The following is a 15,253-nucleotide window of genomic DNA, read 5'->3' on the forward strand; positions in this document are numbered from 1 at the left end:
AGTCGATGGCCTTGAGGCGCGAACCGACGGCGCGTCAGTTGAGATTGGCGACCGAGTTGCGTCGCCTCCGTGACGCTGCGGGGCTAGCCGCTCGGGAGGCGGCGGCGCTGCTCGGAGTGAGCCCCGTGCAGATCAGCCACATCGAATCCGCCCTCGCCGGTGTAAGCGAGGAACGGCTACGCCGCCTTGCCGCCAACTATTCCTGTTCGAAAGTCGAGTTGATCGACGCGTTGGTCTCCATGGCGACTGAGCGGGCCCGCGGCTGGTGGGAGGACTACCGAGGTCTTCTGCCCGCCGCGTACCTGGATCTCGCCGAGTTGGAGCACCACGCGAAGTTCCGGAAGGACGTGGCGGTCATCCACGTGCCGGGGCTGTTTCAGACGGAGGACTACGCACGGGCCCTGTTCGCCTACATGAACCCGGAATTCCCGGACTCGGAGGTGGAACACCGGGTGTCACACAGGATGCGGCGGAAGATCATCATCGAAGGCCCAGATCCGATCCCGTACGACACCGTGATCCATGAAGCAGCGCTCCGGATCAGGGTTGCCGGACGTGCTGCGACTCGGGCTCAACTGACGCGCGTACTCGAGATGTCCGATGCCGACCATGTCACGGTCAGGGTCATTCCCTTCGCACTGGACGACTTCGCAGGCGCTGGGAGCACCATGGTGCACCTGGGTGGACCGGTCCCCCGTCTGGACACCGTGGTACGCGATGCCCCTCACGGCACAGCACTCCTCGACTCCGAAGCCCAGTTGGAACACTTCCGGAAGCTCTTCCATAGGGTGAGCGAACGGTCACTCGCCCCAGATCAGTCACGTGACCTCATCCATGAGTTGACCAAGGAGTTGTGAGGAACCCGATGACCGCCCACCCCTCTATTCGCTGGCGCAAGTCCTCCTTCTCCGGTGGCGGCGAAGGCAACGACTGCGTGGAGATCTCGGAGGCTGATGACGCCCGCATAGCCATCCGCGACTCGAAGTACCCGGCCCGTGCCGCTCTCTCCGTCTCCGCTCCGGTGTTCGCCGCCTTTGTCGGCGGCCTGAAGGACCGGCCGGAGTACCCCGTGTAGTACTCAGCACCCTTCTGCGCGGTGAAGTGGCTGGAACAGGTGCTTCGGTCGCTGAGTTTGTCGCCAACCAGGGTGAAATCCGGTCACGTTCGCCTACGTTGGGCGCACTGATCGCGCTCATCACAGGAGGCTCAGCCGTGTCGAAGGACACCACCCCGGACAGTGCCGGTTTCGAGACACGTGCCCGCATCGATACGACGAAGCCGCACTCGGCGCGGTTCTGGAACTACTTCGTCGGGGGCAAGGACAACTACAAGGTCGACCGGGAGATCGGGGACCAGATCAAGGGCATCTTCCCCGGGCTGGTCGACGTGGCTCAGACCAGTCGACGGTTCCTCGGGCGGGCCGTCGGCCATCTGGCCGGGCAGCAGGGGATACGGCAGTTTCTGGACATCGGTACGGGGCTGCCGACCGCCGACAACACGCACCAGGTGGCGCAGCGCGTCGCTCCGGACGCGCGGATCGTGTACGTCGACAACGACCCGATCGTGCTGACCCACGCCAACGCCCTGCTGACCAGCACCCCCGAGGGCCGGACCGACTATCTGGACGCCGATCTCTACGACCCGGAGTCCGTCCTGCGGGCCGCCGCCGGGACGTTGGACATGTCCCAGCCCGTCGCGCTGATGATCCTCAACACGCTCGGTCATGTCGCCGACTACGAGCAGGCGCGTGATCTGGTGCGCCGGCTCATGGCGGGGCTTCCTTCGGGGAGTTACCTGGTGATCAGCGACAGTACGGCCACCAGCGAGGGCATGATCGCGGCGTCGAACGCGTACAACGCGAGCGGCGCCGTACCGTACTACGTACGCGAGGTCGAGGAGATCGCCGGTTTCTTCGACGGCCTGGAGCTGCTGGAGCCGGGGGTCGTCCGGGTCCCGGAATGGCGACCGGATACCGACGCGCCGGACGAGGACGACGTGAAGGCCGTAGATGCCTTCTGCGGGGTGGGGCGCAAGCCGTAAAGCTTGGCGCAGGGCGGGACGGGGAGCCGATCCATATCGGCTCCCCTGCTCGTTTGGACAGCAACAGACTGATCACTGATGATCACCTGTGGTCTTGTGGGCGGTTGTGGTTCGGCTCCGCGGTGGTGAACGGCGATGGTGCTGGCGACTCCGACGGTTCACAACGTTTGCCGTGGCGTTTCGCCGCCGCGGCCAGTGCTGCTGTCACCGTCAGGGACGTCGCCGCGAGGGCTGTCATGGTGGTCGCCGGGGTGGTCAGTTGGGCCAGGGTGCCGGACAGGGTGGCGGAGAGGCCCTGGAGGGTGAGCATGCCTGAGGAGTGGAGGCCGAGGGCGTGGCCGGAGAGGTGGGGCGGGGTGAGGGTCATCAGGCGCTCCTGGTGGACCAGGCTCGCTCCGAAGCCGATCGAGGCCAGGGCGACCAGGGCGGCGGCCACGGGGACGGGTGGGTGGAGGGTGAAAAGGAGGTACGGGGTGGCCAGGAGCAGGAGGAGTGGGGTGCCCAGGCGGGTTCTGCGGCTGGGCGGGATCAGGCGGCCGATGGTGATGTCGCCGGCCAGCATGCCTAAGGCGGCGCAGGCGAAGAGGGTGCCGGCGGCCTCGGGGGCGTAGGGGACGTAGAGGGATTCGCAGCCGACGATCAGGCCGTTGGGGATCCACAGGGCCAGGTAGACGTGGCGGCGGGGTGGGGACGACCAGAGGGCGGCGTTCGCGCGCCAGGTGGCTCGTACGGAGGGGCGGCCGGAGGCGCGCGGGCGACGGCGGGTCAGGGCCAGGCGGGCGGCCGCGGCGGCTGTGGTGTGCAGCGTCGCCGCCAGGAGCAGTGACAGGTGCGGGGAGAGGACAGCCACCAGGATGCCGCCCGCCGCGTAGCCCGCGATCTGCATGATTCCGCTCATCATGTTGAAGAGCGAGCGGCCCAGGAGGTAGCCGTTCTTGGGGAGGATCTCGTTGAGGAGGCCCCAGCGGACTCCCCCGCCGACCGACTCCGCCAGTCCTTTGAGGAGGAGGACCGCGAACAGCGCCGTGATCGGCAGGGCGGGCAGGGCCATGACGGCCGTACCGGCCGCGTAGAGCAGTGCCAGACCGGTCACCGCGGCGCGGGGTGGCAGACGGTCGGCGGCGGACATGAGGAGCGTCGCGCCGAGGACGTGGGCGAGGGACGGGCCGAACATGGCCAGTGCGGACAGCAGGGGTGAGGCGGTCTCGCGGTAGACCAGGGTGGCCAGGGCGAGGCCGCTCGTCGTCCGGGCGACCGTCTGGGCGGCGGCCGTGAGGAAGAGCGGGGTGAACTCCGGGGTGCGGAAAAGGTCCCTGTAACTGCGCATGCGCGGAAGTCTGGGGAGGGGCGGTGCGCGGCGTTATTGTTTCGCCGGTGTGCGAAAGCAACTCTGCCATGGGAAGGGGAACTTGGGGTGGGGTGGTGGCAGGTCAGCGCGGACACGCTGGCCGCGAGCCGGTTCGTACTGTCACCGTGTGCCGAGACCTTTGCGAGTCTGCGGCTGTTGCACGCCACCAATGCCGCGCATCCCGGTGAGCGGCAGTGGCTCGATGCTCATCTGCCCGCCTACCGAGCGCGGTTGGCCCACGACCCGGTCACCGAACTGCTCGTCCCGTCCGGGCTCGGGGTGGAGTGGATCGCCGATTTCCTGACGCCGACTCCGAGGGGCGGGGAGACCTTCGAGGAGGAGGTCGCGCGGGTGCGCGGCGTCTCGCCCGCGGTCGCTCGGGAGCATCTCGGTCTGTCCCTGCGTGGTCCGCTCCCCCCGCTGCTGGAGCGCGACGACCTGCCGGAACGCGCCGCGGACCTGCTCACGTGGGTCTGGGAGGAGACCGTGCGCCCCTACTGGGCGCGGCGTCGGCGGGTGCTCGAGGCCGATGTGGTGGCGCGGGTGGCACAGGTGGGGCGGGGTGGCTGGGCGGCCGTGCTGGACGCCCTGCGGCCGGGGACGCGGTGGCTCGGGGAGAGCCGGCTCCAGGTCAACCTGCACGAGTATCCGCCCCGGGAGATCTCCGGGGCCGAGTTGGTGTTCGTACCGGTGACGCCGCAGCGTGTGGGCTGGGTGTCGTGGGAGGGGACGGACCGGTACGCCCTGGTGTACCCGTGCACGGGTGCGCTCGCCGACGGTGGCGGTCGGGCGGTGCCGGTGAGTCTGGGGGCGCTGCTCGGGGGCGCGCGGGCCCGGGTGCTGGTGCTGCTCGGTTCCCCGATGAGTACGAGCCAGCTCGTCGCCGTGACCGGTCAGGGGCTGGGGTCGGTCGGCCGGCATCTGCGGGTGCTGCTGGACGCGGGGCTGGTGGAGCGGTGGGGCCGGGCGGGGCGGTCCGTGTTGTACGTACGGACGGCGGCCGGTGAGGTGCTCTTGGAGGCGGGTACGGGGATGTCCCGTAGCGGGCGGAGTTAGCATCCGGGTATGACGATTGCAGAGACCAACGGTTCTTCTCCCCTCGATGTCGAGATCGGTGCTCTGAGCGGTGGGTCCGCCGGGCTGGGGCGGTATGCGGGGCAGGTCGTGCTGGTGGTGAACGTGGCCTCCAAGTGCGGGCTGACGCCGCAGTACGCCGGGCTGGAGCGGCTGCACGAGAAGTACGCGGCGCGGGGCTTCACCGTGCTCGGGGTGCCCTGCAACCAGTTCATGGGGCAGGAGCCGGGCACCTCGGAGGAGATCGCCGAGTTCTGCTCCGCGACGTACGGGGTGACCTTCCCGATGACCGAGAAGGTCGAGGTCAACGGGGAGGGGCGGCACTCGCTGTACGAGCGGCTGGTGGACTTCGCGGACTCCGAGGGGCACAGCGGGGACATCCGCTGGAACTTCGAGAAGTTCCTGATCGGGCGGGACGGCAAGGTCGTCGCCCGGTTCTCGCCGCAGACCGAGCCGGAGGCGGCGGAGGTCGTGGCGGCGGTCGAGAGCGCGCTCGGTTAGCAGCAGCCGCCCCATCCGGTTCCGGATTCCGTCCGGGGTCGGGGATCCGGTGTGCGACGTCGCTTTTCCGGTGCGGTGAGCCGCTGAGTCGGTGAGCCGCTGGGCCGACGTGGTGCGGTGAGGTGAGCTGCGGGGAGTCGTTCGCCGTGCCGAGAGGGTTGCGGGGTGGGTCGAGCCCTCTCGGCAAGGACGGCGGTCTCGTCGAGAGGGCTCCGTGGAGCTCTGTTCGGTTCCGGCCTTCTCAGGCCTTCACCGAGGCCACGAAAGCGGTCCACGCGTCCGCGGGGAAGGCCAGCTTCGGACCCTCGGGGATCTTGGTGTCCCCGAGTTCCAGTGCCTCCTCGGTGGTCGACCTGACCATCACGCACGCGCCGTTGTTGTTGGTGTAGGAGGACGTCGTCCACGTTTCCGTGGTGCCCAGACGAATTGCCATGTTCGCTCCGTAGCCAGTTGCTGAGTTGCTGTCACCGGGCTGCGCATTCCGGCAGGGACCCGCAGAACGGATTTCGCCAGCCCTCGTTCGTGGTTGGCGTGATCGACGCTACTCGTCGGCATCCTTCTCCGGCGGAGCCATTCACTCGACTGGGTGACATATTCCAAGAGCACCTTCAGTCAGGCGTGTCAGCGATATAGCATCCCGCCCTCTCCTCCCAGGGGGTCAGCGCGCGTACTCCTTCGCGACGCGTTCCAGCAGCCGGCGGGACTGTTCCACGTTCAGGGACTGCGCCCTCAAGTGCTCGTACATCACGGTGTACTTCTGCACGTCGTGCGGCTTCTCCAGGTACAGGTCGCTGGTCACGCCCTCGATGTACACCACGCTCGAGTCGGCCGCGTCCGCGAACTCCAGGATGGAGTACTGGCCGTTGATACCGGAGTGCGCGCCGACCTCGAACGGCAGCACCTGCACGGTGATGTGCGGCAGCTGGGACAACTCCATGACGCGCTCCAGCTGTTCACGCATGACCTGCCTGCTCCCGACGACCCGGTGCAGCGAGGCCTCGTCCAGGACCACCCACAGTCGCAGCGGGTCCTTGTCGGCGGTGATACGGCCCTGTCGGCGCAGGCGCACCTCGACCCGCTTGTCGTTCTCCTGGTCGGACGACTCGGGCGAACCGCCCTGGACGATCGCCTCGGCGTACGCGCGGGTCTGCAACAGGCCGGTGATGATCTGCGGTTCGTAGACCCTGAGCGACTCCGCGTCCGTCTCCAGGCCGATGTAGACGCTGTACGGGATGTCGCCGAAGGCGTGCCACCAGCCCTGCTGGCGCGAGTCCTTGGCCATCTGCATCAGCGACTCGACGACCCGCTGGTCCTCCACCTCGTAGACTCCGCAGAGGTCGCGGACGTCACGCTGGCTGATGCTGCGCCGGCCGTTCTCCAGCCGGCTGATCTTCGACTGCGACACCAGCAGTCGTTCCGCCACTTCCTCGGCCGTCATGCCCTTGAGCTCGCGGAGCCTGCGGAGCTCCTGGCCCAGCCGGCGTCGCCTGACGGTGGGATTGACATTGGACGCCACGGGACGTGCACCTCCGGCTGCGTGCCTCGTACTTACTCGTACTTGCCACTTTGCGTATCTGGTGTTGAGCAGACTGCCACCAAGGTGCTTCCCACCGCTGGGAAACAGTGGATATGCGACCACTGTCCGGCAGTTCGCGGTGTGGTGACGCGACGGACCGGTACGGGCGGGTGGCGTCGACCGGTCGTGACGTCGATCAGTCGTGAGGTCCGCCGGTTCGCGGCATGCCGAGCGGGGCGGAGAGAGCCGTGAACTCTCTCCGCCCCGCTCGAACAGCGGCTCCCGTGACCGGACCTGCGGTGCCGTGGCCGAACCAGGGCCCAGTGAGCCCGGTCGGCCTAGTGGGCGGCGGCGCGCGCCATGGATCCGTGGCGCGGCTGGGCCGGTACCCCTCGGGCGGGTTCCGGTCCGCCCCGGCCGCCGGGGGTGGCCTGACGGCCGCCTGCCGGGGCCGCGCCACGGCGTGGCTGGGCCGCCACACCGTTCTGCACGTCCATCACGGCATGCGCCACCAGGCCGCCCATCGGGTCGTGCCGGATCAGGTCCCGCAACCGGGAACGCGAGGAGCGACCCTCGTTCCCCGGGTACAGGTGCTTGCCGAGGCCCACCGCGTGCGCCAGTGCGGCGAGCGCCGCGGTCCGCGGGTCCGGCGGCACGCCGGTGCGGATCGCGGAGTCCAGCCGGGCCCTGATCTCCCGGCTGATCTCGGTGTCCGTCGCCTGGTAGCGAGTCGTCGGCAACACCCCGCACATCTGGCCGGCCACGGCATGCACCATGCCGCACCGCTCCAGATGCGAGAGGTAGGTCTGGCGGAGCCCGAGACGCGGCCCGCCGATCCAGTGGACGGCCCGAACCGGAGCGCCGCGCCTTCGCAGCAGCTCCAACGCGCAGTCCAAAGTCGGATCTCCAGTCGGCCGTGGCACCACCACGGCGATACGATCCCCGTCCGGGGCTATCCGTCCGGCCAGCGCCAGCTCCACTAGCTGTGCTCCGGCCAGACCGAGGTCGAGCGACTGCGGCTGCGCAGTGGTACCCGTGGCCGGGTCCAATGCCAGCAGCAAAAGCTCTTCCGGAAGTGTTCTGCGGCTCCTGCCCATCCATGCCTCCCCGCGTGGATGAATGACAGGGTGACCCCTCTCACATCGGTCTGTCGAGGGTGCGTGACCGGTTCGTAAGGGAACCGACAGGTATGTCGTTCTCGTCTACCACGTGGGGGAAGCCCGTACACAGGACACTGGTACATGGTTCGGACAGCGCCGCTGAGCGTTGTTCCGGACGGGCGGATTGCGGATTCACGGTTCGGTAGGCGTACGCGCGGACGCGCGACGCACGGAGGAGGCATCGGTGGCGGGCGAGTCCCCCGACAGGTCGAAGCAGCGCGAGTCGTCGGCAGAACCGACGCCGGGGAGCGCGGGTCCGGTTCCCGAGGCCAGGAGTGCGACGGAGGACTCCGCGGAGAAGCGGGACCCCCGGCTGCCGGTGGGCCGGGACGCGGCGTCGTCGTCGACGCCGTCGGAGTCCTCCGCGTCGGCCAAGGGCTCCGCGGGGAACGTCGATACGGCCACCCGGGTGCTGTCGGTGCGTGATGCGCAGCCCGATGAGGAGGTCCGGGAGGGCCGGGAGGACCGGGAGGACGAAGAGGCCTCGGATTCCGCCGAGTCGGGCTCCGGGGCCGAGGAAGCCGCACCCGACGGGCGTGACGATTTCGCTACGGATGGTGACGGACGGCTGCAGGCCGTCGCCGCCTCGTGGGTGCGGTCTGCGGACGAGGCGGAGCGGACGGAGCAGGACGGGCCGGGGAAGGGCGCGGAGAGCCCCCGGAAGGCCGAGGACGGTGACGGGGACGGCACGGACGAACAGGACGCCCGGAACGGCCAGGACGGCAGCGAGAGCCTTGACGAGGGCTCAGGCGAGGCTTCCGAAGCCGACGGTGACGACGAGTCGGAGTCGGACTCGGAGGCCGACGCCGACGCCGAGGTGACACCGGAGGCCGACGCCGACGCCGAGGTGACACCGGAGGCCGACGCCGACACGGCCCCCGTCGTCGCCGACACCCCCGCCGCCGATGACGACGGCGACGGCACCGACACGGACGCGACCCCCGAGGCCGACGAGGCTGCCCCCGAAGCCGACGCGAACAAGGCGAGCGGCACCGACGACGTCGACGCCGAGTCCGCCGTCGGGACCGACGAGGCCGAGGCCGACGAGACCGACGAGGCTGCCCCCGGCGCGCCCCCCACCGATCAGCCCACCGCCGTTTTCAAGGCCCCGCGCCCCTCCGCGCCCGCCGTCGATCAGCCCACCACCATGCTGAAGCTGGGTGACGCGGCCAAGGACGCCGACAAGGCCACCGAGAAGACGGACGACAAGGCGGATGACAAGGCGGCGGAAACCGACCTCGACGGCGAGGACGGCGAGGACGAGGCCAAGACCAAGGACAAGGGCCGGTCCGCCCCCGACCCCCAGCCCGAGTCCGCGGCCGAACGCACCAGCAAGTTCGTGCCGCTCAAGGATCTGGACGACCCCGATGTGCGCAAGGCCCCGAGGGTCGGGGACTCCGTCACCACCGCGCTCCGGGTGCCGCCCTCCGCGTCGCCAGCCGCCGCATCGCCCGTCACTTCCCCCGCCGCCGCCACCCGTTCGGTCCCGCAGGTCGGGCCGGAGCTGACGAGGCAGCAGCCGCTGCCGCCCAAGCCGCCGCTAGACCTGCTGGCCGAGCTGACCAACACCCCGCCGCCGCCGGAGACCCCGCTGCGGACGGCCGTGCGACGGGTCAAGATCTGGACGCCGCTGGCCGTTCTGCTGGTGATCGTCTTCGCGGTCGTGCAGAGCATGCGGCCGCTACCGACTCCCGCCCTGGTGCTCACCGCGAAGGACACCCACACCTTCGACGGCGACCAGGTGAAGCTGCCCTGGCCCGACGAGGGCCAGGGCTGGATGAGCGTCGACGGCATCGGCGCGATGGACCACTTCGGTGAGCAGAAGCCGGTCGCCATCGGCTCGGTCGCCAAGACCATGACCGCATACATCATCCTGCGCGACCACCCGCTGAAGCCGGGCGAGGAAGGCCCGAAGATCGAGATCGACCCGACGGCGGAGAAGGAGGGCGGCTACGACCAGCAGGGCGAGTCCACCCTCAACACCGTCAAGGCCGGCGACTTCCTCACCCAGAAGCAGGCCCTGTCCGCGGTCATGATCCCCTCTGCGAACAACATCGCCCGCCTGCTGGCGCGTTGGGACGCGGGCTCCGAGGAGGCGTTCGTCGAGAAGATGAACGCCACCGCCAAGGAGCTCGGGATGACCGACACGACGTACACCGACCCGTCCGGTCTGGACAAGACCACCGTCTCCACCGCCGAGGACCAGGTGAAGCTCGGCATCGCGGCCATGAGGATCCCGGCCATGGTGGCCATCACCAGTGTGGCCAGCTGGACGGACCCGACCGGCGAGTACTGGAGCAACCACAACCAGCTGCCCTACACCATCGGCGCGATCGGCCTCAAGACCGGCAACACCACCGCGGCCGGCGGAAACCTGCTCTTCGCCACCCGCAAGAAGGTCGACGGCCAGACGGTGACCATCGTCGGCGCGATCCTCGGCCAGCGCAAGGCACAGTCGACCCTCGACCTGGTCAACGCGGTCAGCAAGACCGCGCTGCTCGCCGCGCAGGAGGTGCCGACCTCGGAGAAGATCCTGAAGAAGGGCGACGTCGTCGGGTACGTCGACGACCAGCTCGGCGGTCACACCCCGGTCGTCGTCACCAAGGACGTCACCGCGGTCGGCTGGGCCGGTCTGAAGGTGAAGCTGGACCTTTCCGCCGACGACATCACGCACACCGCGTCGGCCGGCACCAAGGTCGGCATGCTCACTGTGGGCGACGGCACGGAGGGCTCGGTCGAGGTCCCGGTCCAGCTCCAGAGCGACCTCGCCGAACCGGGCTTCGCCGCCAAGCTGACTCGCCTCGGCTGATCCACGGCGAGCGGCGGGCATCGTACCCCGCCGGTCGGCGCCCGCCCGGGCGCCGGTCGGCGGGGTGCGTGCTAGCGTCACGAAACGGGCAGGTCGCCGTGACCGGGACGCGGATGTCAGCACCACGGCGGACGGCCGCGACCGCGAACGGAACGCGAACAGAAGACGGGACACGGGGAGTGCCTTCAGGTGGCCACTGCGGAGCCGACACGCGCCGACGACGCCGATCCGGGCCCGGGGTCCGGCCCGCGAATACACGCCTCGGAAGCAGATCGGCCGCCGGGCGGCACACCCGACCCTGAGCACGGCTCCGAAGCCGCCTCGGATGCCGACCCCGCTGCCCCCGCCCCCACGCGGATCTCCCGCCCAAAGGCCGCCGTCCTCGCGGTGCGGGCCCGGATGCTGCGGCACCCGGTGCTGTCCGTCACCGCTCTCGCCGGCGCGCTGCACATCGTCTGGTTCTTCACCTTCGCGAACAGCGGCGGCGACCTCGCGGCGCAGGACGCCTGGGCCGAGTTCGTCGGCCGGCACCCCGACTCCGCGTACAACCTGGCCTGGTACGGCGGTATGCACCCGGTGTCGTACAGCATGGTGTCGCCGTACCTGATGTCGCTCCTCGGTGTGCGGACGACGATGATGCTCGCGGGGACGGCGTCGGCCGCGCTGCTGACGATGCTGCTGATCCGCAGCCTCCCCGGCCTGCGCAATCCCCTGTGGGCGGCGCTCGCGGGCGTGTTCGGGCTGCTGGGCAACGCGGCCTCGGGGCGGGTGACGTTCGGGCTGGGCATGATGTTCGGGCTGGCCGCGGTCGCCGTGGTGTTCTGCTGGCCGTACCGCTGGCGTTACAAGCGCTGGGCGAAGGCGCTGTGCGCGGCACCGCTGGCGGCGCTGGCCACGATGTCCTCGCCGGTCGCGGGCCTGTTCGTGGGGCTGGTGGCGGTGGCGCTGTTCCTGCAGAAGCGACGGCCGGGGGCGTGGGCCCTGGGGCTGGGGCCGACCGCGGTGGTGGCGGTGTCGGCCTGGATGTTCCCGTTCGCGGGGACGCAGCCGATGGGGTTCGGCTCGGTGGTCCTGCCGCTGGTGTTCTCGGTCCTGGTGGCCGTCCTGGTGCCCCGGGAGTGGCTCACGGTCCGGATCACGGCCGCGGTGTACGGGCTGGGCGTGGTGCTGGTCTGGCTGGTCAGTTCGCAGATCGGTTCCAACATGACGCGGCTGGCGATGCTGTTCGCCGGGGTGGCTCTGGTGGCGGCGCTGCCGTTCGCGGTGCCGCGGAGCCGCAAGTGGTACGCGATCGTCGTGGCGTTCGTCGGGTTCGTCGGGTGGATCGGCTTCAAGTCGGTCGACGACGTCGTGCACACCACGCCGGCCGCGTCGTGGGCGCGTGAGCTGGCGCCGTTGGTGAACGAGCTCCAGGAGGTCGGGGCGGAGCGGGGGCGGGTGGAGGTCGTGCCGGCGCGTTCGCACCGCGAGGCCTCGGCGCTCGCGCCGTACGTCAATCTGGCCCGGGGCTGGAACCGGCAGGCCGACATGGAGCGCAATCCGCTCTTCTACGACGACACGCTCAACTCGGCGAACTACCACGAATGGCTGAAGCGCTGGGCGGTGCACTTCGTGGTGCTGCCGAAGGACGAGCCGGACGGTGACGGCGGTCAGCGGGAGCGGGAGCTGGTCCAGCGGGGGCTGCCCTATCTGAAGCAGGTCTGGGGCGACGCGAACTGGCAGCTGTTCGAGGTGAGCGAACCGACCCCGCTGGCCGAGCCGAACACGGTCGTGGAGCGGGCCGAGCAGGGCGGGATGACGATGCGGGTCGAGAAGGCGGGCCGCGTCCTCGTGCGCATCCCGTACTCGCCGTGGCTGAGCATCGTCGACGCGGAGGGCAACAAGCTGCAGCCGCCGCAGGAGACGGAGGAGTCCAAGGAGCGTTCCGACGGGGACGGCTCCGGGAACGTAGAAGACGCGGCGGACACGGAGGACGTGCCGAAGACGTACGACAACGTCAACGGCTGCCTGATGGAGACGGAGGAGGACGCGAACGGCGACAAGTGGACGGTGCTGCTCGCGCCGAAGCCGGGCACGTACCGGCTGGCGGCGCCGTACACCGTGCCGCGCGGCACCCCCTGCCCGGACGAGCTGCGCTGACGCACTGCGCTGACGCTGATCGGCGGAGCCCTCGCAGGCATGCCCCGCCAAAGGAGGAGGACGAGCCGGCGGGACCGGAGGAACCGGCGGGACCGAAAGAAACAGTCTCAGGCGCGCCAACCGTAACGGCGCTCGGGTCTGCCGGCGACTCCGTACCGCAAGGACACCTCGGCGCGGCCGGTGTCGTTGAAGTATTCGAGGTAACGGCGGGCGCTGACCCGGGAGACACCGGTCCGGGCCGCGCACTCGGCGGCGGACAGCGTTTCGTCGGTACCGCACAGTGTGCGTTCGATCAGCTCTGCGGTCTCCACGCTCATGCCCTTCGGCAGCGCGGCACTCGGTGCCGGCAAGCTGGCCCCGGTCAGCACCCGGTCCACGTCGGCCTGGCCTCTGACGACTGTGGTGAGCAGGCTGTTGCGCTGGGCGGCGTACCGCTCGAGACGAAAGCGCAGGTCTTCGAATTCGAACGGCTTCAGCAGGTAGTTGACAACGCCCTGACGGACGGAGCGGCGGACCGCGTCGGCCTCGCGCGAGGCGCTGATCACCATGACGTCACAGTCGTGCCCGGCGGTCCGCAGGCGTGGAATGACGTCCAGGCCGAACATGTCCGGAAGATAGAGGTCGAGCAGGACCAGGTCGGGGCGCAGCTCGCCGACGGCCGCGATCGCCTGCTCACCGGTGTTCGCCGTGCCGACGACCCGGAAGGGCTCGACGCGGTCGACGAAGGTCCGGTGGACACCTGCCACCATGAAGTCGTCGTCGACGACCAGTACATCGATCATCGGGAGGCTCCTTCCGGTACCGCGCCGGCCGGGTTGCCGACGGACATCCTCGCGGTGAACATGGCGCCGTCGGGCGTGTTGGCCACCGCGACCTCGCCGCCGTGGCGCTCGCAGACGAGCCGGGTGAGCGCCAGCCCGATGCCGCGCTCCCCCTCTTGGGCGGCCTTCGTCGTGAAGCCGTGCAGGAAGACCTCCTGGGCGAGTTCGGGCTCCACGCCGGGGCCCGAGTCGCGCACCACGATCTCCACGCTGGAGGCGTCCTGCCGCAATTCGACCTCCACCCAGGCATCGTGGCCGTCACCGCCCGCCGCCGCGGCGTCGACGGCGTTGTCGACGAGGTTGCCGATCACCGTCGCCACGTCCACGGAGTCCTCCGGCGCCAGCCGACCGAGCGCCGTGTGCTCCGAGACGCGCAGCACGACCTTCCGTTCAGCCGCGAGTGAGGACTTCGCCATCAGCAGAGCGCTGACGGCCATGTCGCGGACCCGTCTGGTCAGGGTCGTGTCCAGTGACTGGCGGTGTCGGCTCAGCGCGCGGACGTACTGCACCACCTCGTCGTGCTGACCGATCTGGATCAGCCCGGAAATCGTGTGCAGCTGATTGGCGAACTCGTGGGCCTGCGCGCGCAGCAACTCGGCGGAGCTGCGGAACGATCCGATCTCGCGTTCCATCTGCGCCAGTTCGGTGCGGTCCCGCAAGGTCGTGACCGAGCCGAGCCGGCGGCCGTCCTTGGTGACGGTCATCCGGTTCATCACCAGTACCCGGCCTCGGCGTATGACGACTTCGTCGCGCCGCTCGGTCGTGTCATCGGGGGATCCGGCGAGCACGTCGTGCAGTCGACCCTCGATCCGGAGGTCGGCCAGGCTCATCCCCACACAGTGCTCGGGCAGATCGAGCAACCGCCTGCCGACCTCGTTCACCAGGGTGAGCCGCAACTGCGGGTCGAGGGCGATCACGCCTTCCGCGATCCCGTACAGCATCGCCTCGCGGTGCTCGGCGAGCCCCGCGATCTCGCGTGGCTCCAGACCGAAGGTCTGGCGTTTGGTACGCCGGGCCAGCAGCCACGATCCGATCAGACCGAGCCCGCTCGCAATGCCGAGGTAGGCGAGCAGATACGACGACGCGCCGCTCAGCCGCTGCCAGATCGTCGGTGACGCCTCACCGATCATCACTGTGCCGAGGTGCCGGCCGCGGTCCGGTTGAGTCGCTTTGAGCACCGGCACCTGGGCCACCAGCTCGTGGGCACCGTCCAGGACCAGATCCCCCGACCAGCCGCGGGCCTCGGCGACGCCGGGGCCGAGCGACAGCCTTGTACCGATCACCGTGGGATTCGTGGAGCTGACGATCCTGCCGCTGCTGTCGGCGACCGTCACGGAGGTGACGCCCGACTGGGTCAGCGTGGTCTGCACGAGCGGGGCGAGCGTCTCACCCGGCGCCGGCCGGCCGAGCTGGCTGGACACCAGGGGGTTGCCGGCCAGTTGCTCGGCCAGCGCGGTGACCCGGCGTCCCTCGACCCGGTTGAAGGTCGCTTCCGACTGGGCCAGCGAGACGGCGGCGACCGCCAGCAGCACCACCACGATGATGGCGAGCTGGAGTACCAGCAGCTCGCCCGCGAGGGTATGGCGGCGAAAAGTTACGACCACAATGAACTCAATCTTTAATGCTGACACAACACAGACGTGGTGTCTCACGAGTCGCACAATCATGGCGTACGACTGCAGGAATCGAAAGAGACAAGCCATGAGAACTCGCACAGCTGCTGTCGTCAGTGCCCTGGCCGCCATGTCCATGCTCGCGGTAGGCGCCTGCGGCGCCACCGCGGAGAAGAAGGAGACGGGCAAGAGCGACGAGCCCGTCACCGGACTGCGGATCATGGTCCCCAAC

At 69.5% G+C, this 15,253-nt stretch carries 13 protein-coding genes; 7 read left to right on the forward strand and 6 right to left on the reverse strand.

The genetic code is table 11. From position 1 onward, the window contains the following. The first annotated feature begins 5 nt into the window (after window positions 1-5). The 3 genes from DIZ27_RS28525 (at window position 6) to DIZ27_RS28535 (ending at window position 2,040) form a co-directional block, all read left to right on the forward strand. Entirely contained in the window at window positions 6-857 is an 852-nt protein-coding gene (locus DIZ27_RS28525) for a DUF5753 domain-containing protein (protein WP_109381316.1), read from the forward strand. 8 nt (window positions 858-865) lie between these two features. Further along, window positions 866-1,075: a DUF397 domain-containing protein gene (locus tag DIZ27_RS28530; RefSeq protein WP_109381317.1), complete on the forward strand. Its 210-nt coding sequence runs from the start codon at window positions 866-868 to the stop codon at window positions 1,073-1,075. Window positions 1,076-1,212: 137 nt separating this feature from the next. After that, window positions 1,213-2,040: an SAM-dependent methyltransferase gene (locus DIZ27_RS28535; RefSeq protein ID WP_109381318.1), complete on the forward strand. Its 828-nt coding sequence runs from the start codon at window positions 1,213-1,215 to the stop codon at window positions 2,038-2,040. Window positions 2,041-2,122: 82 nt separating this feature from the next. Here DIZ27_RS28535 and DIZ27_RS28540 read toward each other — a convergent pair whose 3' ends face one another. After that, complete coding sequence (locus DIZ27_RS28540) at window positions 2,123-3,367, reverse strand: MFS transporter (RefSeq protein ID WP_109381319.1); 1,245 nt, start codon at window positions 3,365-3,367, stop codon at window positions 2,123-2,125. 87 nt (window positions 3,368-3,454) lie between these two features. Here DIZ27_RS28540 and DIZ27_RS28545 point away from each other — a divergent pair, with 87 nt between their 5' ends. Together DIZ27_RS28545 and DIZ27_RS28550 are read left to right on the forward strand one after the other, a co-directional pair. Then, the gene (locus tag DIZ27_RS28545; RefSeq protein ID WP_109381320.1) at window positions 3,455-4,444 is read left to right on the forward strand and encodes a helix-turn-helix transcriptional regulator; all 990 of its coding nucleotides are present in this window, start codon (window positions 3,455-3,457) and stop codon (window positions 4,442-4,444) included. A 9-nt stretch (window positions 4,445-4,453) separates the two neighbouring features. Then, window positions 4,454-4,963 (forward strand): glutathione peroxidase, encoded by a 510-nt coding sequence (locus tag DIZ27_RS28550; protein ID WP_109381321.1) that lies wholly within the window; start codon window positions 4,454-4,456, stop codon window positions 4,961-4,963. Between the two features lie 241 nt (window positions 4,964-5,204). On the opposite strand, the gene DIZ27_RS28555 is transcribed toward DIZ27_RS28550, so the two are convergent. The 3 genes from DIZ27_RS28555 to DIZ27_RS28565 all read right to left on the reverse strand — a co-directional run bounded on the left by DIZ27_RS28555 (window position 5,205) and on the right by DIZ27_RS28565 (window position 7,576). After that, window positions 5,205-5,396 carry a DUF397 domain-containing protein gene (locus DIZ27_RS28555; protein WP_109381322.1) on the reverse strand — a complete coding sequence of 64 codons (192 nt, stop codon included), beginning with the start codon at window positions 5,394-5,396 and terminating at the stop codon, window positions 5,205-5,207. 225 nt (window positions 5,397-5,621) lie between these two features. Then, on the reverse strand, window positions 5,622-6,479 hold the full coding sequence (locus DIZ27_RS28560) for a helix-turn-helix transcriptional regulator (RefSeq protein WP_109381323.1): 858 nt from the start codon (window positions 6,477-6,479) through the stop codon (window positions 5,622-5,624). A 338-nt stretch (window positions 6,480-6,817) separates the two neighbouring features. Further along, window positions 6,818-7,576 (reverse strand): GPP34 family phosphoprotein, encoded by a 759-nt coding sequence (locus tag DIZ27_RS28565; protein WP_109381324.1) that lies wholly within the window; start codon window positions 7,574-7,576, stop codon window positions 6,818-6,820. Window positions 7,577-7,823: 247 nt separating this feature from the next. Here DIZ27_RS28565 and DIZ27_RS28570 point away from each other — a divergent pair, with 247 nt between their 5' ends. Both DIZ27_RS28570 and DIZ27_RS28575 read left to right on the forward strand, forming a co-directional pair. After that, a complete protein-coding gene (locus DIZ27_RS28570) occupies window positions 7,824-10,448 on the forward strand; it encodes a D-alanyl-D-alanine carboxypeptidase (protein WP_109381325.1) in 2,625 nt (874 codons plus the stop codon). A 189-nt stretch (window positions 10,449-10,637) separates the two neighbouring features. Continuing rightward, window positions 10,638-12,587: a hypothetical protein gene (locus tag DIZ27_RS28575; protein WP_109381326.1), complete on the forward strand. Its 1,950-nt coding sequence runs from the start codon at window positions 10,638-10,640 to the stop codon at window positions 12,585-12,587. A gap of 107 nt (window positions 12,588-12,694) precedes the next feature. Here the strand turns inward: DIZ27_RS28575 and DIZ27_RS28580 are convergent, their stop codons facing one another. Both DIZ27_RS28580 and DIZ27_RS28585 read right to left on the reverse strand, forming a co-directional pair. After that, on the reverse strand, window positions 12,695-13,369 hold the full coding sequence (locus DIZ27_RS28580; protein ID WP_109381327.1) for a response regulator: 675 nt from the start codon (window positions 13,367-13,369) through the stop codon (window positions 12,695-12,697). Then, entirely contained in the window at window positions 13,366-15,012 is a 1,647-nt protein-coding gene (locus tag DIZ27_RS28585; protein ID WP_109381328.1) for an ATP-binding protein, read from the reverse strand. Before DIZ27_RS28585 ends, DIZ27_RS28580 begins: the two co-directional genes overlap by 4 nt. Between the last annotated feature and the right edge of the window lie 241 nt (window positions 15,013-15,253).

This window comes from Streptomyces sp. NWU339, assembly GCF_003143855.1.
Classification (GTDB): Bacteria; Actinomycetota; Actinomycetes; order Streptomycetales; family Streptomycetaceae; genus Streptomyces.